This is a genomic window from Desulfosporosinus burensis (genome assembly GCF_054657535.1).
The window spans coordinates 1-15568 of the sequence record NZ_BAAHYN010000008.1; the positions used below are offsets into that span (position 1 = coordinate 1).

Sequence of the window (15568 nt, forward strand, 5' to 3'; positions counted from 1 at the left end):
AAAAAGGAAGCACCGGGGTTCCACCCATTCGGATCCACATTGCAGGAGTTTGCGTTACGAGTCGCAATGTGGCGAAAGTCTCATCCGACTTTCGTCACACTGCCGGAGAATTCGTCATGGGACGCAGTGTGGCGATAGGCTCGTTCCGTCGCCACGAAGTATTTCTTTGGGGTGGGTGGCTCGGCGATACTCACCTAATGAAAGAGTACAAAATCTCATGTTTAGAGTATAAGTGTGAGTTTTATCACGTTTAAAAAAGCTTATCTGTCACAGCTCTCCTCTCTGTTCTTAAAGTATCATATACCTAGAGAACGTAAACAAAAGGGGAGCTAAACAATGTCATTAAAAGGATTCCTATCAAATTTTGCCGATTTTTCTCAAGACAAAAAGGGAAATGAGAAAGAGATTAATACTATGTTTTGTTATCAATGTGAACAAACTCCGAGTGGCGGATGTACCAAATTCGGAGTTTGTGGCAAGAACCCAGATATCGCCAGTTTACAAGATACCATAATCTTTGGTTTAAAAGGGGTTGCGGCATACGCCACACATGCAAGGCAACTGGGTTATAGCGACCCAAAAGTAGATAAAATAACTCAAGAGGCTTTGTATTCAACCTTGACTAACGCTAATTTTAATCTTGCAGAGACTATTGGCATGGCCCTTAAAGTTGGAACTGCCACAGTAAAGATTATGGATGTCTTAGACCACGCACATACAGCCTTACTGGGAACCCCAACACCTGTAACTGTTTCCGAAGACAAAATCGAGGGTCACTGTATTGTAGTCACCGGGCATAATCTATTTGCCCTTGAACAACTATTAAAACAGAGCGAAGGCAAAAACGTTAATATTTATACACATTCCGAAATGTTACCGGCTCATGGTTATCCTCATCTTAAAAAATATGCTCATTTAAAAGGTAACGTTGGCAAGTCCTGGTTTGATCAGCGCAAACTTTTTGAGGAGTTTCCTGGGGCAATTCTTGGTACAACCAACTGCGTTATGCCAATCAAAGGAAGCTATAGCGATCGATTCTGGTCTTACGATATAACTGGTTTAGAAGGGGTCGTAAAAATTGCTGATGATGACTTTACACCAATTATTGAAAAAGCCCTCTCTTTACCCGTCGCAAATGTTAAATCTAATAAAACGTTGACAACTGGATTCCACCACACCACCGTTTTAGGTATCGCTCCTCAAATCATAGAGGCCGTAAAAACTGGGAAAATAAAACGCTTCTTTGTTATTGCTGGTTGTGATGCTCCAGGAAAAGGTGGAGACTATTACCGTGAATTGGCCCTCTCGGTGCCTCAAGATTGTGTAATTCTAACTACTTCCTGTGGTAAGTTCCGTTTCAATGACCATGATTTTGGCACGATCGATGGAATTCCTCGTTATATAGATTTAGGTCAATGTAACAATTCCGGTTCAGCAGTAAAAATAGCCTTAGCCTTGGCAGATGCCTTTGGTTGCGGGGTAAACGACCTTCCACTGAGTATAGTTCTCTCTTGGTTTGAGCAAAAAGCCGTTGCCATCCTACTTGGACTCTTTAGCTTAGGAGTTAAGAACATCTATGTGGGACCAAAGGCTCCGGAATTTATAACGCCTGGTGTTTTGAGTGTCCTCCAAGAAAACTTTAATCTTAAGCTCACTGGGGATGTCAAGACTGACCTTAACAATATGTTGACAGGAAAATAGAATTTATTCGGAGTGGTTGAGGATGATGATCCCCAACACTCCTTTTTTTTGGCCATTGTAAATAAGACCGTTTTATAGTTGCGAAAACTGAATGGTTATACTTCCGTTAAAGAAATTCAATTATTAACGTAGCTTTCGAAAGACTTACAGCGTGTAGGAAAGAGTATCACCTAAGTAACTCGTTCAACTTTAGTTGAACGAGTTACTTAGGATGCTTGGGTTTTTCACTAGACAAAATATACTGAATAATATATCATATTGGTAATACCACGAAATGGTATATATATTACCAGAATGGAATAGAGGTATTACATGGAAGAAGCATTAAAGTCGCCAGTACGCTCATCGGATCTTGTAGAAAACAAATTAATTAGAGCAGTTCTTTTTGGAGAGTTCCCACCAGGAAGCGAACTTCCTCCTGAACGTGACCTAGCTGCTAAGCTGGGAGTTGGGCGCCCAACTTTGCGCGAGGTTATTCAACGCCTAGAGCGGGACGGGTGGTTTACTGTCCGCAAGGGCCAACATACGCTAGTTAAGGATTTTTGGCGTGAAGGAAACCTGAATACTCTAGTAAATATTGTGCAAAGTTCTGAAGAAGTTCCTGAGGATTTTATTATTAACTTATTGGAGGTAAGGGCAGTTCTGGCTCCGGCTTACGTAAAAGATGCTGTATTTTGTTGTCCGGCTAAGGTAGTAGCAGCACTTACTGAGATTGATGAACTTCAAGATAATGCTGAAGTATTTGCCTTATTTGATTGGCAGTTACAAAAAAGATTTGTGGATTTGGCCAAAAACCCCATTTATCGACTTATCTTAAATAGTTTTGGAGCTATCTATATTCAAGCTGCCCGACGCTACTTTATGGTAAGCGAAAATCGTCTTCTATCTCGACAATTCTATCAAGACCTCTTGACTGTGGCTATGGCCTCGGATTATCAAGGGGCTGAAAAGGAAACCAAGGAGGTTATGGAAGCAGTTCTTTACTGTTATAAGAAGCAGATAAAGTAAGGGAAGCGTAGGAGGGAGGTTTTCATTATGAGACGATGGAACGGATGGGGGGATGATACCGTCGATTTTGAGGTTCCCCAAGCGGCGAGTGAGTATTTGGCTAAGTTGATAGGACCGGCTACACGGCCCAAACATATTTCTTTAGAAGAAATGCTGGCGATGGTACCAACATCACGTCTGCCGGAGCATCGCTTGGTAAGTGCTGGCAAGGAGGAACGTGTCCGCCATTGTACCGGACAAAGTATGTCAGATTGGATATATTTCCGAGGTGGTTTAGTGCCGGTTTTTCCTGATGGAGTAGCCTTTCCAGAATCTGATCACGATGTACGCGAGATACTACGTTTTGCTAAAGAAATTAAGGCTCAAGTAATTCCCTACGGCGGGGGCACTAGTGTCGTCGGTCACCTGACCGTGCCAAAGGGCGAGCAGTGTGTAATCACGGTCAACATGGGGCGAATGTGTAAGCTACTGGAACTTGACAAACAAGGATGCCTTGCAACATTTCAGGCAGGAGTACGGGGACCGGACTTAGAGGCTGCTTTAAGGGCGGAGGGATTTACTTTAGGTCACTATCCGCAGTCTTTTGAATTATCGACTTTGGGTGGATGGGTGGTTACACGTTCTGCAGGACATTTTTCCATGGGATATGGGAGAATTGAACGTTTATTTGTGGGAGGTGAGATGGAAACTCCGGTTGGAACAGTAAAGATACCTGCTTTTCCAGCTTCCGCTGCTGGACCTGACTTGAGAGAATTGATTATGGGTTCCGAGGGCAGACTGGGAATTGTCACAAAATGCACTGTTAAAGTGACTGTGCTACCCGAGGCAGAGATCTTTCCCGCAGCTTTTTTCCCAGGAAGGGAAGAAGGCGTCACAGCTGTACGAGCACTGGCCCAAGCTGGAATTCCCCTTTCTATGCTAAGGCTAAGCTTACCCGAGGAGACAACAACAACCCTAAGTCTTAAGCATGGGTGGCAAATGGATCTGTTATACCGCTGGCTTGCTTGGCATGGTATTAATGAAGAAAAAACCATGCTTCTTTATGGGGCTACGGGTACCCAGAAAAAAGTTAACTGGACATTGCGTAAGGCTAAAGAAATAATCAAGCAACACCAAGGAGTCTATGTTGGTACGTCGGTTGGCAAACACTGGTACAAAAGCCGTTTTAAATTGCCTTATATACGCAATAATCTTTGGGATCTGGGCTACGCAGTTGATACGCTAGAAACGGCTGTTACTTGGAAGAAGGCTTCTTTAACAAGAAAAGCAATTGAAGAAGGCTTACGTAATGGGTTAAACGGATTAAATGAAAATGTTCACGTATTTACTCATCTTTCTCATGTCTATCCTCATGGTACAAGTCTCTATGTTACATACATATTTAGGCTAGCAGATTCCCCGTCTGAGACTATGTCCCGCTGGCAGGCCTTAAAAAAAGCAGCCAGTGAAGCAATAGTGCGAATGGGAGCAACTATTACTCACCAGCACGGTGTGGGAATTGATCATCAACCCTATTTGCTTGCTGAAAAGGGTGAACTAGGAATGACGATGATTTCTTCTCTGTGCCGAACTCTAGATCCGGAGGGCATGATGAATCCCGGAAAATTAGTCAAATAGGGGGGAGGATATCGTGAAACGTGATCAGATTTTGTCAGAACTGAAAAATACATGGGATATTATTGTAGTTGGAGGAGGAATAACTGGAGCTGGGGTGTTTCGTGAGGGGGCGCGGGCAGGGCTTCGTTGTCTGCTTTAGGAACAACGCGATTTTGCTTGGGGTACTTCCAGCCGGTCTGGTAAGATGGTCCATGGTGGTTTACGTTATTTAGGGCAGGGGCAAATTAGAACTACTTGGCATTCCGTTAGAGAGAGAGAAAAACTGTTGCGGGATTATGCGGGAATGGTTGAGTCGATGGGGTTTCTTGTCCCTTACTATCAAAATGACCGATTCACTCCCTATTTGCTCGGCGCGGGTCTGACAGTATATGACCTTATGGCTTTTCGATATGACCACAGTCAATTAGATACCGTGAGTTTTGGCATGCAGGTTCCCGCGCTAGATAGGCAGGAATTAACTGGGGGAGTTCGTTTTAGGGACGCTCGAACAGATGATGCCCGCTTGGTGTTGAGAGTAATTCAAGAAGGCGTAAGTTTAGGAGGCATAGCTCTTAATTACGTGAAGGTAGAAGAAGTATGTAAGGATAAGACCGGTAGAGTACAAGGTGTAACCCTGAGAGATGAAGTAAGTAAAAAAAACATAGAGTTACGGGGGCAACTGGTAATCAATGCAACTGGTGTCTGGGCGGATGAATTGCGTTCTCAGATGGACAGATCCCCTCGCATGCGCCGACTGAGGGGAAGTCATTTAATATTCCAGAGCTGGCGTTTTCCTTTGTCTCAAGCAGTGAGCTTCTTCCATCCGGCCGATAACCGATCGGTTTATGTACTCCCCTGGGAAGGGATAACCCTGGTCGGAACGACTGATGTTGACCACGATCAATCTCTAGCTGAGGAACCCCACATCAGTAAAAGTGAAGGGCAATACCTCTTGGAAGGGGTTAGAAAAAACTTCCCGTCTCTTAACCTAACAGCCAAGGATATCATATCCACCTTTTCTGGGGTGCGTCCTGTAATAAACACGGGTAAAACAAATCCTTCTAAAGAATCACGTGATCATGTTATTTGGAATGATAATGGATTAGTGACGGTAACCGGCGGGAAAATGACCACTTTCAGCTTACTGGCCAGAGAAACCTTGAACAAGGTAAGAAAGCATATACATACACCCCAGACTGCTAAGGGAAACAGTCATCAAATGTCAAAGAGAGCTGACCGTTTAATTATCGACAACCAAGATGGAGTTCTTTATCAACGGATAGTGGGACGCTATGGTTATAATAATGTGACGGATATGCTACAACAGGCGAATGAGAGAGAACGGGAAGTTATCCCGGGGACTGATATTATGTGGGCCGAGCTGAGCTGGGCAGCCCGCCATGAGGGAGTCGTTCACTTAGAAGACCTTTTATTACGTAGAGTCCGCTTGGGTTTATTGGTTCCGAACGGAGGTGCTGAAATGGTGCAGCGCATCCGTGAAATCGTACAGCCAGAACTAGGATGGGATGATACAAAGTGGGAACATGAGCAAACCAATTATTTAGAACTTTGGCGGAGCGCCTATAGCCCTAGTTTAGTAACTTCACATTCATGACACTGTGATCGAGGTTTATAACAGTACTGTCAGAAGTCCAAATCCTCAAATATCAGATTTAACTCCTCTTTATTTTAAAATTAGACCCTTAATTAAGTCCAATAATTGGCCACCAGACTAAAGAGGTGATCACCATAACAATCAGGGAGGCTAAAGTGAGCCAAAAGCCCGCTCGTAACATATCCTTAGGGGTATATACCCCAGTGGTGTAGGTAATGATACCGGGAAGGGTTTGTACAATGAGGAGAAGTCCAAATAATGTAGCGATGTTTATAGTCATGGCTACTAAGAGGGGGTTTAAGCCTAGTTTTAGAGCGATTTGCAGCATGATAGGTATTAAAGTCAGTACTACGGTAGAAATGTTGGTAACTATTAGATGATAAAAGTGAGTGAGAACGATAAGAAGAAATACTAGCAGTAAGGGGTTAGATAATCCTGCTTGTAGTCCGGGAAAAGATAACAGTTTCGCGGCTAGGAAATCTGCGGCACCCGAATTATTGAGGGCGGAGGCCATAGATAGGCTGGCACCTATCATAATGACAGTTCCCCATTCAATGTTTTTTAATTTATCCCAACCAGTAATTCCAATGCCGGGTAAACCCATGAGGACTGTAGCCAATATTGCAGGGACTGCAGTTGGAAGTTTATGGAATGATTCAGTCATCCAAAGACCGACTGTTAGAGCTAGGATCATGAGGCATTTCTTTTCTTGGCTTGAAAAAAGTCCTAATTCCATAAGTTCAATGCGTAACTGATTGATCTCTAATTTTTCTGATTCGGGGGGGAATAACTTTGGCAGGATCAACCAGGTAATCGGGATCATGAATAACCATATTGGCCAGGTAATTTTTATCCAAGTAAAATAATAGATCTCTTGGCCGAGAATATTTCGTAAAAGATCAGCAGTTAATACATTAGCCAGAGCAGCAGGAAGTAAACCCACACCGCTAATACTTGTTCCAAAAGCAAGGCCAAGGATTAATAACTTGGCTATGTTCGAATTATTCGAGAGTTTCATCGAGATGATGACTGCCATAACAGCAGGTAAGAGGAGTGTTGTCCGTACCGCTGTTGCTGGAATGAATAAGCTTAATACCTGGGGCGCTAACAATACTCCCAGCAAAACTCCATGAATACTTCCTCCAAATCGGATGATGGCGTAATTTGCAAAACGTTTTCCTAGGGTCGTACTATTTACCCCTTGGGCCATCATAAATCCAGCCATGATTAGGAAGGTAGACCCATTGGAAAAACCAATCAAAGCAGTATCTAGGGAAGTTGCATTCAGGATAGGTAGAGCAGCAATCACTAAAAGAGAAGTGAGTGCTAGAGGGATTGGTTCTAATACCCATAACCAAACCGAGGCCCCGGTGATTCCAATTGTAGATCGGAGGGACCAAGACAGATTTCCTGGCAGAGTGATCAAAATTAATAGAAAGATAACACAAGCAATTAGTAATTCAAGATATACTCGTAGCTTTGGCTTTGGGGTGGTATTAGTGTCGGTGTTAGTGTAAAGCATATTTATACCTACAGCCTATCATCAGAATTTTCTAATTTTTCTTTTAGTTTATCATTTATTTTATAAGTTTAAAGTCTTTTGACCATATTGGTTAAATTTTAAAGTAGAAATTTGAAATAAAAGTTTCTAACTTTTATTTGGTTTTTCAAAGGAAATATAGATACTTTTGTCGAATTATTTACAGTTAAAAATATTACAAGTAGAGGAATGGTGGAATTTGGATCGTTTGGATAATGATCTCACAAATATTAATTCGAAGCTAAGTAATCCTGCTTATGTTCCTGAAAATTTATATCAAGGGTTACGCGTTCTTACTTCTTATGGATTAGGGTGGCTGAAAGACAGTGTGTTTTTATTCACAACTTTAGCAATGTTGCTAAAGTCAATTCTTTTTATCGGGCTAATTAATAATGAAAATGCAACTAGGTATAGTCATATAAAAGCTTTTTATAGTTTTAGCTCTTCGCCGCCGTTAGAGGTTTACGTAGCCTTTATTGTTATTATTTTAAGTTTTGCTTTTCTATTTAAGGGCAGAGCCCGTTTTTGGTTTCTAGTAAGTTGTAATAGTTTGTTTTCCTTCTTAATCGTTGCAGATTTAATGTATTATCGTGGCTACAGTAGCTTCGTTACTCCCTATTTACTAAGTCAAACAACGAATCTGGACAATCTTTTTAGTAGTATAATATCAATGTTGCGTCAAGTTGACCTTTTGTTTATCGTCGATCTGATCGTATTACTAGGTATCGGTATTAAGCATAAGACGTTCTATGTTAAGACACAAAGAAATATTGTTACCCTGTTTATCCTTGTTGTGCTTTCAGTCTCGTATATCTATTACCAACATGTTCAAATGGATCTTAGAGGGAATGGCGAAACGATGCTGTTTAGAGTTGCTTGGTCTCCAAATCAGACAATGTCTAACCTTTCGCCGCTAGGATATCATAGTTACGACATTTATAACTATCTTAAAGATAGTAAGGCTCCTAAACTAACCCTCGAGGAGAATCAGAACATTGAAAATTGGTTTGTCCAAAACCAAGAGAACTTACCAGCCAATCAGTATCAGGGGATGTTTAAGGGTCAAAATCTTATTATGATTCAAGTTGAGTCACTCGAGACATCTGTTATAAACCAAAAAATTAATGGTCAAGAAATCACTCCTAATCTAAATAAACTTCTAGCCAATAGTTTATACTTTTCTGATTTCTACGAACAAGTCCATAATGGCTCAAGCTCGGATGCCGATTTATTGGCTAACACTTCAGTATATCCGGTGCGTACCGGTGCTACCTTTTTTAGATTCCCGTACAACACTTACAATTCACTGCCCAAGCTCTTGAGAGAGGATGGGTATAGTACCTTAGCCATTCATCCAGATAAAGGATCGTATTGGAATTGGATGCCTGCCCTGACGGCCATCGGTTTTGAAAAGACGATGGATGAAATGAGATTCAATACGGATGAGAAAATCGGCTTGGGGATCAGTGATGGCAGCTATTTTAAACAACTAGTGCCCATCATTTCAGAACAGAAGCAGCCTTTCTATAATTTTATGGTTACTTTAACAAGTCACAATCCTTTTGACTTACCTGATCAGTATCGATCACTGATTCTGAGTAAGGATTTTGATAAGACAAAGCTGGGCGGTTATAGCCAAAGCATCCGCTATACGGATGAACAAATCGGCATTTTTTTGGAATCGCTCGACAAAAGCGGAGTTTTGGATAATACAGTGGTTGTAATCTACGGGGATCATACAGGAGTGCACAAATACTATAATGATGAAGTCAAAGAAGTTCAACCGCAGGAAAGCTGGTGTCACGATGACAGTAAACGAATCCCACTTATAATCTATCATAAAGGAATGAGCGGACAAGAGCTGGCGATTACAGGAGGGCAAATTGATACCATGCCCACTGTAGCCTATCTAATGGGAGTTAACGAAGACCGTTATGATAAAACTGTGTTTGGGCGTAATTTACTAAACACCGAAAAGGATTTCGCCGTTATGTCCAACCGACAGTACATTGGAGAAGCTGAAAACAGTCCAGAACAAATTAATCGAATTAATGGACTTGATATTGCAGATCTCGTCATTCGAAAAAATTACTTTCAAGAAGCAGGGTATAAATAAGAAGGACTTTCTCAATTTTCGACGAACTACAGAGTCATTGACTTTAGATCTTTGAAAGCAAATGAAATGGTGGTGTTTAGCTTGGTGGAAAAACAGCGCGTGATTCAAGAATACGTACCGGGAAAACAAGTTACAATGGCTCATATAATCCCAAATCCTCAAGGAGATATTCATGAGCGATTAGGGATCGTAACGACTGGGGCTATTGGGATTATGACGATTACCCCTAGTGAGGCAGCTATTATCGCTGCAGATGCTGCCTGCAAAGCTGGGGATATAGAACTTGGGTTTTTAGATCGCTTTACTGGTTCACTGGTAATTACCGGGGATGTTTCTAGTGTCGAAGCAGCGTTACGTGCTGCTGTGAATACTCTCGTTAATATTTTAGGGTTTTCAGCGGCTGAGGTGACGAGAAGTTAATGGGTAGAATACTTCTTATTGGGGGAATTGGTGCCGGCAAAACCACTTTGAAGCAAATGCTTATGAATGAGCAGGTTAGTTATCGCAAAACGCAAATGTTAGATTTTTCTCACCTCTTTATCGATTGTCCAGGCGAATATCTCGAGATCCCCCGTTTTTATCATGTTCTAATAGATGCGAGCCATCAGGTTTCAGAGATTTGGGCGCTTCAAGACGCTACGATACAAAGGACCTTCTATCCGCCAAAATTTTCAAAGGTTTTCCGGAAACCCATTATTGGGATTATCACGAAAGTGGATTTGCCAAAAGCAGATATCAAACAAGCGGGTTCATTTTTAAACTATGCAGGAATTGAAGAACCTTTCTATACGACATCGATCATGGCTGGGGAAGGAGTTGCTCCTTTGCGTAGGCGATTGGAGGAGTTGAATGGATTGCGCAACCATTAAGGGCTTATGTATTAAATACACAAACCTTACTGAAGAAGATATAAAGATATTAGAAACTATGGCCCTGCAGATCCCCCATACAGCCGAAATGACAGGGACAGATATCTTCATTGACGCTCCGCTGAGAGACGGGGTAGATGCCGTGGTATTAGCTTGGGCCTGCCCAGAAAATCGGTCCTTATATGGGCATAGTGTCGTGGGTGAATTAGCTTTAGCCAACAGTGAGCCAGCGGTTTATCGGACGCTCAAAACTGGTGAAACCAGTCGTAATGTGCGAGGGGTTAGCCAAGAGGGGATCCCTATTGCCCAAACGGTGGTCGCGATCCGTAACTCAGCAGACGACGTAATTGGTACTCTAATTATGGAACGAGATATTTCCGAAGAATTACGCCAGGAGGAGCAAGTTGAGTTTTTGACCCAAACGGCCGAACGACTGAGTAACACGTTGATGTATTTGTCAATGACTGGTTCACAGTTCGAAAATTGGGTTGGAAACGGAATATTTGTTTTGAATAAACATAGTAAAATTACCTATGTCAATAAAAAGGCAGCCGAAATTTATCGAGAGTATTTTGGCTCCGAGGCTCTTGGGAAAGATTTCCTGTTTACCATGTTTAACTGTTCTACATTATATGAACTGTTAGATAGGCTGGAAAACCCGGCGGAGTTTTGCATTCTTAATAAAAGCTATCTCTTTGAGTCGTATCCTTTAGTGACTTACGGAGACTTAAGTGGTTGTGTAATCTCATTTAGAGATATAACAGACCTTCGAAAAAAAGAAAAAGAACTTAATGCGCAAAGCACGGTTATTCGGGAAATTCACCACCGAGTCAAAAACAATCTTCAAAATGTTGCAGCTTTGCTTCGATTGCAAATGAGACGGTCGGATTTAGACATTGTCAAAGCAGAGTTTTCGGCAAGCATCAATCGAATTATATCCATTGCAATGGTCCATGATGTTTTTGCCTGTCATAACCGTGACTCGGTTGATCTAAGGGAACTTTCCCAGCGTATCCTTAGTAGTTTATTAGAAAGCTCCATGTCGCCTGAGCAGAGCATTGAGGCTCATGTCGAAGGACAAACTCTTCATTTGCCGAGTATCCAAGCTGTTCCTTTAGCTTTAGTCATTAATGAACTATTGACGAACAGTTTTAAACATGGGGTTCGTTTCTTAGAAAAGGGTGTTATCATCCTGTCAATCACTGAAAAGAGAGGAACGATATACCTTACAGTAAGAGACAATGGATCGGATATAGATGTGCCTTTTGATCAAGTGAAACAACGGCGCTTGGGTTTGCAGATCGTTGATTCACTAGTAGGAGATCAATTGGGTGGAGAGTTTAGAATGGAACGTATAGAAGGAATGACGATTGTAACGGTTAGCTTTCCAAAACATAGTTCGGAGGGACAGTTATGAGCGAACTATCCATCTTAATTGCGGATGATGAGGCATTAATTCGCTTAGATATTAAAGAAATGTTGCAAGGGGCTGGACATATTGTTTGCGCTGAAGCAAACAATGGCCTGAAAGCGGTTGAATTGGCTAAATCTTTAGCTCCTGATTTAGCGATTCTCGATGTAATGATGCCAGGGCTAGATGGACTGGAAGTGGCAAAGAGCTTGCACTCTATGAACATTCCCGTCTTATTGCTTACTGCCTACAGTCAGACCAAATTTATTAACCGGGCAGAGAAAGTTAGCGTGTATGGCTATCTTGTCAAACCTATTACTGAACGAGATCTTCTACCTGCCATCCAAATTGCTTATGCTCGCTGGAGAGAGATGCAAGCTGTCCGTGCGAAATTGGAAAACACCCAATTGGAATTACAAAGTCAAAAATTGATTGCCCGAGCCCGTTCTATCCTCGCAGGACGTAATCGGATTAGTGATTATGAAGCACATCAATTGCTTATTCATCAAGCTATGGATCTTCGAATTACTGTCATAAAACTTGCAGCTCAAATAGTAAATGAAAAAATTTGAATCTCCGATAAATTATTATTAAATTGAGCTTATTTAAGAAGGAGAAAATCTATCGGATAGCGAACTACCTATATTTATAAGATGGAAACAGCTCTACCTATCAGCTATGTCCGTTTATACAAAGGAATAGTGGGCAATAATGCCCTTTATCACAGCCTGGACCTTCTGGGGTGTGATAAAGGGCATTAATTTTTTTCTAAGAAAGGAGATATTGGATATAGGTGATAATCCCTTGGTAGGTATCAAGTGTCCCATCGAATAAATTAGAGGAGGTTTTTGTGTGACAACAGAGACTAAATTAGTGACACCCGGAACTGATGGAAACGCACATTTATCCAGAGTACTAAAACCAATTCATTTATGGGCTCTCGCAGTAGGTTTAGTTATCTCGGGAAACTATTTTGGCTGGAGCTATGGATTTGGGGCAGGTGGGCCTATGGGATTAGCCTTAGCCTTAATTCCAGTCACGATCTTTTATGTAACCTTTATCTTGTCTTACTCTGAGCTGGCAACGGCGATACCCCATGCTGGTGGTCCTTCGGCTTATGCACGCAGAGCTATGGGTCCATTTTGGGGGTACATGAATGGTATTAGCTGTTTGATTGAGTTTGTGTTTGCTCCTCCAGCTATTGCTTTGGCTGTCGGTGGGTATATTAACTTTCTCATTCCCTCCGTCCCAACCTTGACTGCTGCGGTTGCGTCTTTCTTATTTTTTATCTTTGTGAACTACTTAGGAATGAGAACCTCTGCTATGGTAGAGTTGGTGGTCACCGTTATTGCTCTTGTTGGTTTAGTTATTTTCTGGGTTGCCGCGGCTCCTCACTTTTCGATGACAAGAGTTATGGCAGAGCCGCTCCTTCCTTTCGGTATGAAAGGTGTTATGGCAGCCGTTCCTTTCGCCATCTGGTTCTATCTCGCTATTGAAGGCGGAGCCATGGCTGCGGAAGAAATGGTCAATCCGCAGAAAGATATCCCTAAAGGCTTTTTAAGCGGTATGGGAACCTTAATGATTATGGGCTTCCTAACCCTTTTCTTGACGGCAGGTATTGCAGATTACAACTTAGTTTCAGCGGTGGACTTTCCGTTGCCTATCGCTTTAGCTCAAGTCTTTGGCGAAAATGCCTTTATTGTTGTTTTGGTCAATATCATTGGCTTGTTTGGCTTAATTGCTTCCCTGCATGGGATTATCGTAGGTTACTCTCGTCAAACTTATGCGATGGCTCGGACTGGGTATTTGCCTAAATTCTTGGCGTATGTCGACCCTAAACGTCATACTCCAGTCTGGGCATTGTTAGTCCCTGGACTTGTTGGACTAGGTGTCGTTCTCACGGGGCAGACTGCAATCGTGATTACCATTGCAGTTATTGGTTCTGTTGCCCTCTATATGCTTAGCTTAATCAGTCTGTTTATCTTACGCTCCAAAGAACCCAATCTCAAAAGACCCTTTAAAGTATCGTATCCAATAGTCCCAGTCATTAGCTTTATTACGGGCATTTTTCTAACGATAAGTGTCTTAGTTTCCAGTATACCCGCTTTGAAATGGACAGCGCTTGTTTATGCCATTGCTATCGCCTACTACTTTGTTTGGGGTAACAAGAACATCAGACCCTTTGAAGAAGAGTTTGGCGTTTTAGATGAACTGGATGCCTAATCTGTATCCAGTGAGAAGAGCCTTCTTAAAAGAATGGAGTTAAAGAAACATCATGGCTAAAGAGATGACACTAGTCAGTGTGGGGATCGATGTCGGAACAACAACGACTCAGTTGGTCATTTCGCAGCTCACCTTAGTCAATGTAATGCCTGGTAGTCAAGTGCCAAAAGTAGAAATTAGTCATAAAAGTATCTCTTACATGGGTAATGTTCACTTCACGCCCTTTGAAGATCGACAGCATGTTGATGGTGCTGCACTTCGCAAAATTATTGCGAAGGAATATGAGAAGGCGGGCGTGAAGCCGGAACAGATTGACACTGGGGCCATTATTATTACTGGGGAGACCGCTAAAAAGGAGAATGCCTCAGAAATTATCCATTCTTTAGCAGATTATGCGGGAGATTTTGTCGTAGCGACGGCTGGACCAGATCTCGAAAGTGTGATCGCTGGAAAAGGATCGGGAGCTGAGGCGCTCTCCAAGCGCTTACAGGCGTGTATTGCCAACATCGACATCGGTGGAGGGACTACGAATATTGCTTTTTTTGATCGTGGTAAGTGCATAGGGACGGCATGTATCAATGTTGGAGGTAGACTATTCGAAGTTGATCCCATGTCCCACCGCTTAACATACATTTCCCCACCTGCTCAGAAGATAATGAATTATTGTTATTCGAACACTTCCCAAACTCAAAGTGGGGACGAATTGGCTTTGATTCAAACCTGCTTACGAAGTATGGTAGAATGCGTTGAAAGGATCATCTTTCAGGAACCTCTACTCGCACAGGACGAGCCCTTAGTAATGACGAATTTGTTGCCAGATGTCAAAATCGAAGGAGTGGTCTTTTCTGGAGGGGTCGCAAAGTATATCTATCTTCCTGGGATCAAGGAATGGTGGATCCATGGGGATGTTGGGCCACTCTTGGCAGAAGCGTTTCATGAAAGTCGAATCTATTCATCCCTTTCCGTACACGAGGGGTCAGAGACAATCCATGCCACAGTGCTTGGGGCAGGAGCCCACACGGTGAATGTATCAGGATCCACAATTACGGTTGGCAAAAATACACTACCGTTACGAAATGTACCAGCAGTATTCCCGGAAGTAGAGGCATCTGGTAGGTTTACGTGGCTTAAATCCTCCGAGAATTATATCGACTCTCTCTATCGTACGGTTGCGCTAATAGTTCCACCCATGCCTAATACAGACTTTCTAACGATTCTTACCCTTGCAGAAACTCTAGCCTGTGAACTTCCTTTAATAAAGGGAGAGCCTAAAGTGATCATCGCCCAACAGGATATTGCTAAAGTGCTTGGACAAACTCTGCAAAGACTTCTTCCTGCTATGCCATTGGTTTGTTTGGATGGTATCGAACTTGCCTTTGGAGATTTTCTGGATATCAATAGGCCATTGCCCCATCAAGATGCGGTGCCTGTGATTGTCAAAACGTTAGTATTTGCCCGTTAATAGTCTCGATAGAAGGGATGTGAAATC

Annotated in this window: 14 protein-coding genes and 1 pseudogene; 14 read left to right on the forward strand and 1 reads right to left on the reverse strand. The window is 42.3% G+C overall.

Translation table 11 applies throughout. The features are described from left to right. From ACYQ3Q_RS14855 to ACYQ3Q_RS14885, 7 genes and pseudogenes are all read left to right on the forward strand, one after another. Positions 1–254, forward strand: a 254-nt coding sequence (locus tag ACYQ3Q_RS14855) for a hypothetical protein (protein ID WP_459929325.1), incomplete at its 5' end; no start/stop codon positions are given. Between the two features lie 160 nt (positions 255–414). Further along, a complete protein-coding gene (gene hcp / locus ACYQ3Q_RS14860; RefSeq protein ID WP_459929591.1) occupies positions 415–1701 on the forward strand; it encodes a hydroxylamine reductase in 1287 nt (428 codons plus the stop codon). A 312-nt stretch (positions 1702–2013) separates the two neighbouring features. Next, on the forward strand, positions 2014–2709 hold the full coding sequence (locus ACYQ3Q_RS14865; protein WP_459929326.1) for a GntR family transcriptional regulator: 696 nt from the start codon (positions 2014–2016) through the stop codon (positions 2707–2709). A gap of 27 nt (positions 2710–2736) precedes the next feature. Continuing rightward, a complete protein-coding gene (locus ACYQ3Q_RS14870; protein WP_459929327.1) occupies positions 2737–4326 on the forward strand; it encodes an FAD-binding oxidoreductase in 1590 nt (529 codons plus the stop codon). 13 nt (positions 4327–4339) lie between these two features. Next, positions 4340–4465, forward strand: a complete 126-nt coding sequence (locus tag ACYQ3Q_RS14875) for a hypothetical protein (RefSeq protein ID WP_459929328.1) — start codon at positions 4340–4342, stop codon at positions 4463–4465. Between the two features lie 12 nt (positions 4466–4477). After that, positions 4478–5422: pseudogene (locus ACYQ3Q_RS14880) on the forward strand (glycerol-3-phosphate dehydrogenase/oxidase); the annotation flags it as partial. A 102-nt stretch (positions 5423–5524) separates the two neighbouring features. Then, positions 5525–5920 (forward strand): glycerol-3-phosphate dehydrogenase C-terminal domain-containing protein, encoded by a 396-nt coding sequence (locus ACYQ3Q_RS14885; RefSeq protein ID WP_459929592.1) that lies wholly within the window; start codon positions 5525–5527, stop codon positions 5918–5920. Between the two features lie 88 nt (positions 5921–6008). Here the strand turns inward: ACYQ3Q_RS14885 and ACYQ3Q_RS14890 are convergent, their stop codons facing one another. Beyond that, positions 6009–7442: an SLC13 family permease gene (locus ACYQ3Q_RS14890; RefSeq protein ID WP_459929329.1), complete on the reverse strand. Its 1434-nt coding sequence runs from the start codon at positions 7440–7442 to the stop codon at positions 6009–6011. 166 nt (positions 7443–7608) lie between these two features. On the opposite strand from ACYQ3Q_RS14890, the gene ACYQ3Q_RS14895 reads away from it, so the two are divergent. The 7 genes from ACYQ3Q_RS14895 (at position 7609) to ACYQ3Q_RS14925 (ending at position 15541) form a co-directional block, all read left to right on the forward strand. Then, entirely contained in the window at positions 7609–9576 is a 1968-nt protein-coding gene (locus ACYQ3Q_RS14895; protein ID WP_459929330.1) for an LTA synthase family protein, read from the forward strand. A 66-nt stretch (positions 9577–9642) separates the two neighbouring features. Continuing rightward, positions 9643–9996: an ethanolamine utilization microcompartment protein EutS gene (gene eutS / locus ACYQ3Q_RS14900; protein ID WP_459929593.1), complete on the forward strand. Its 354-nt coding sequence runs from the start codon at positions 9643–9645 to the stop codon at positions 9994–9996. Then, on the forward strand, positions 9996–10445 hold the full coding sequence (locus ACYQ3Q_RS14905; protein WP_459929331.1) for a EutP/PduV family microcompartment system protein: 450 nt from the start codon (positions 9996–9998) through the stop codon (positions 10443–10445). Before eutS ends, ACYQ3Q_RS14905 begins: the two co-directional genes overlap by 1 nt. Continuing rightward, a complete protein-coding gene (locus ACYQ3Q_RS14910; protein WP_459929332.1) occupies positions 10426–11862 on the forward strand; it encodes a sensor histidine kinase in 1437 nt (478 codons plus the stop codon). The genes ACYQ3Q_RS14905 and ACYQ3Q_RS14910 overlap by 20 nt, the downstream gene beginning before the upstream one ends. After that, positions 11859–12428, forward strand: a complete 570-nt coding sequence (locus tag ACYQ3Q_RS14915; protein WP_459929333.1) for an ANTAR domain-containing response regulator — start codon at positions 11859–11861, stop codon at positions 12426–12428. Before ACYQ3Q_RS14910 ends, ACYQ3Q_RS14915 begins: the two co-directional genes overlap by 4 nt. Positions 12429–12708: 280 nt before the next feature. Then, positions 12709–14079, forward strand: a complete 1371-nt coding sequence (gene eat / locus ACYQ3Q_RS14920; protein ID WP_459929334.1) for an ethanolamine permease — start codon at positions 12709–12711, stop codon at positions 14077–14079. A 52-nt stretch (positions 14080–14131) separates the two neighbouring features. After that, the gene (locus ACYQ3Q_RS14925; protein WP_459929335.1) at positions 14132–15541 is read left to right on the forward strand and encodes an ethanolamine ammonia-lyase reactivating factor EutA; all 1410 of its coding nucleotides are present in this window, start codon (positions 14132–14134) and stop codon (positions 15539–15541) included. Positions 15542–15568 lie beyond the last annotated feature (27 nt).

Bases quoted from the DNA above. Each gene is read 5' to 3' on its own strand.
- hcp (WP_459929591.1), top strand. From the start codon at position 415: ATGTTTTGTTATCAATGTGAACAAACTCCGAGTGGCGGATGTACCAAA.
- ACYQ3Q_RS14865 (WP_459929326.1), top strand. From the start codon at position 2,014: ATGGAAGAAGCATTAAAGTCGCCAGTACGCTCATCGGATCTTGTAGAA.
- ACYQ3Q_RS14870 (WP_459929327.1), top strand. From the start codon at position 2,737: ATGAGACGATGGAACGGATGGGGGGATGATACCGTCGATTTTGAGGTT.
- ACYQ3Q_RS14885 (WP_459929592.1), top strand. From the start codon at position 5,525: ATGTCAAAGAGAGCTGACCGTTTAATTATCGACAACCAAGATGGAGTT.
- ACYQ3Q_RS14890 (WP_459929329.1), bottom strand. From the start codon at position 7,442: ATGCTTTACACTAACACCGACACTAATACCACCCCAAAGCCAAAGCTA.
- eutS (WP_459929593.1), top strand. From the start codon at position 9,643: ATGGTGGTGTTTAGCTTGGTGGAAAAACAGCGCGTGATTCAAGAATAC.
- ACYQ3Q_RS14905 (WP_459929331.1), top strand. From the start codon at position 9,996: ATGGGTAGAATACTTCTTATTGGGGGAATTGGTGCCGGCAAAACCACT.
- ACYQ3Q_RS14910 (WP_459929332.1), top strand. From the start codon at position 10,426: ATGGATTGCGCAACCATTAAGGGCTTATGTATTAAATACACAAACCTT.
- ACYQ3Q_RS14915 (WP_459929333.1), top strand. From the start codon at position 11,859: ATGAGCGAACTATCCATCTTAATTGCGGATGATGAGGCATTAATTCGC.
- ACYQ3Q_RS14925 (WP_459929335.1), top strand. From the start codon at position 14,132: ATGGCTAAAGAGATGACACTAGTCAGTGTGGGGATCGATGTCGGAACA.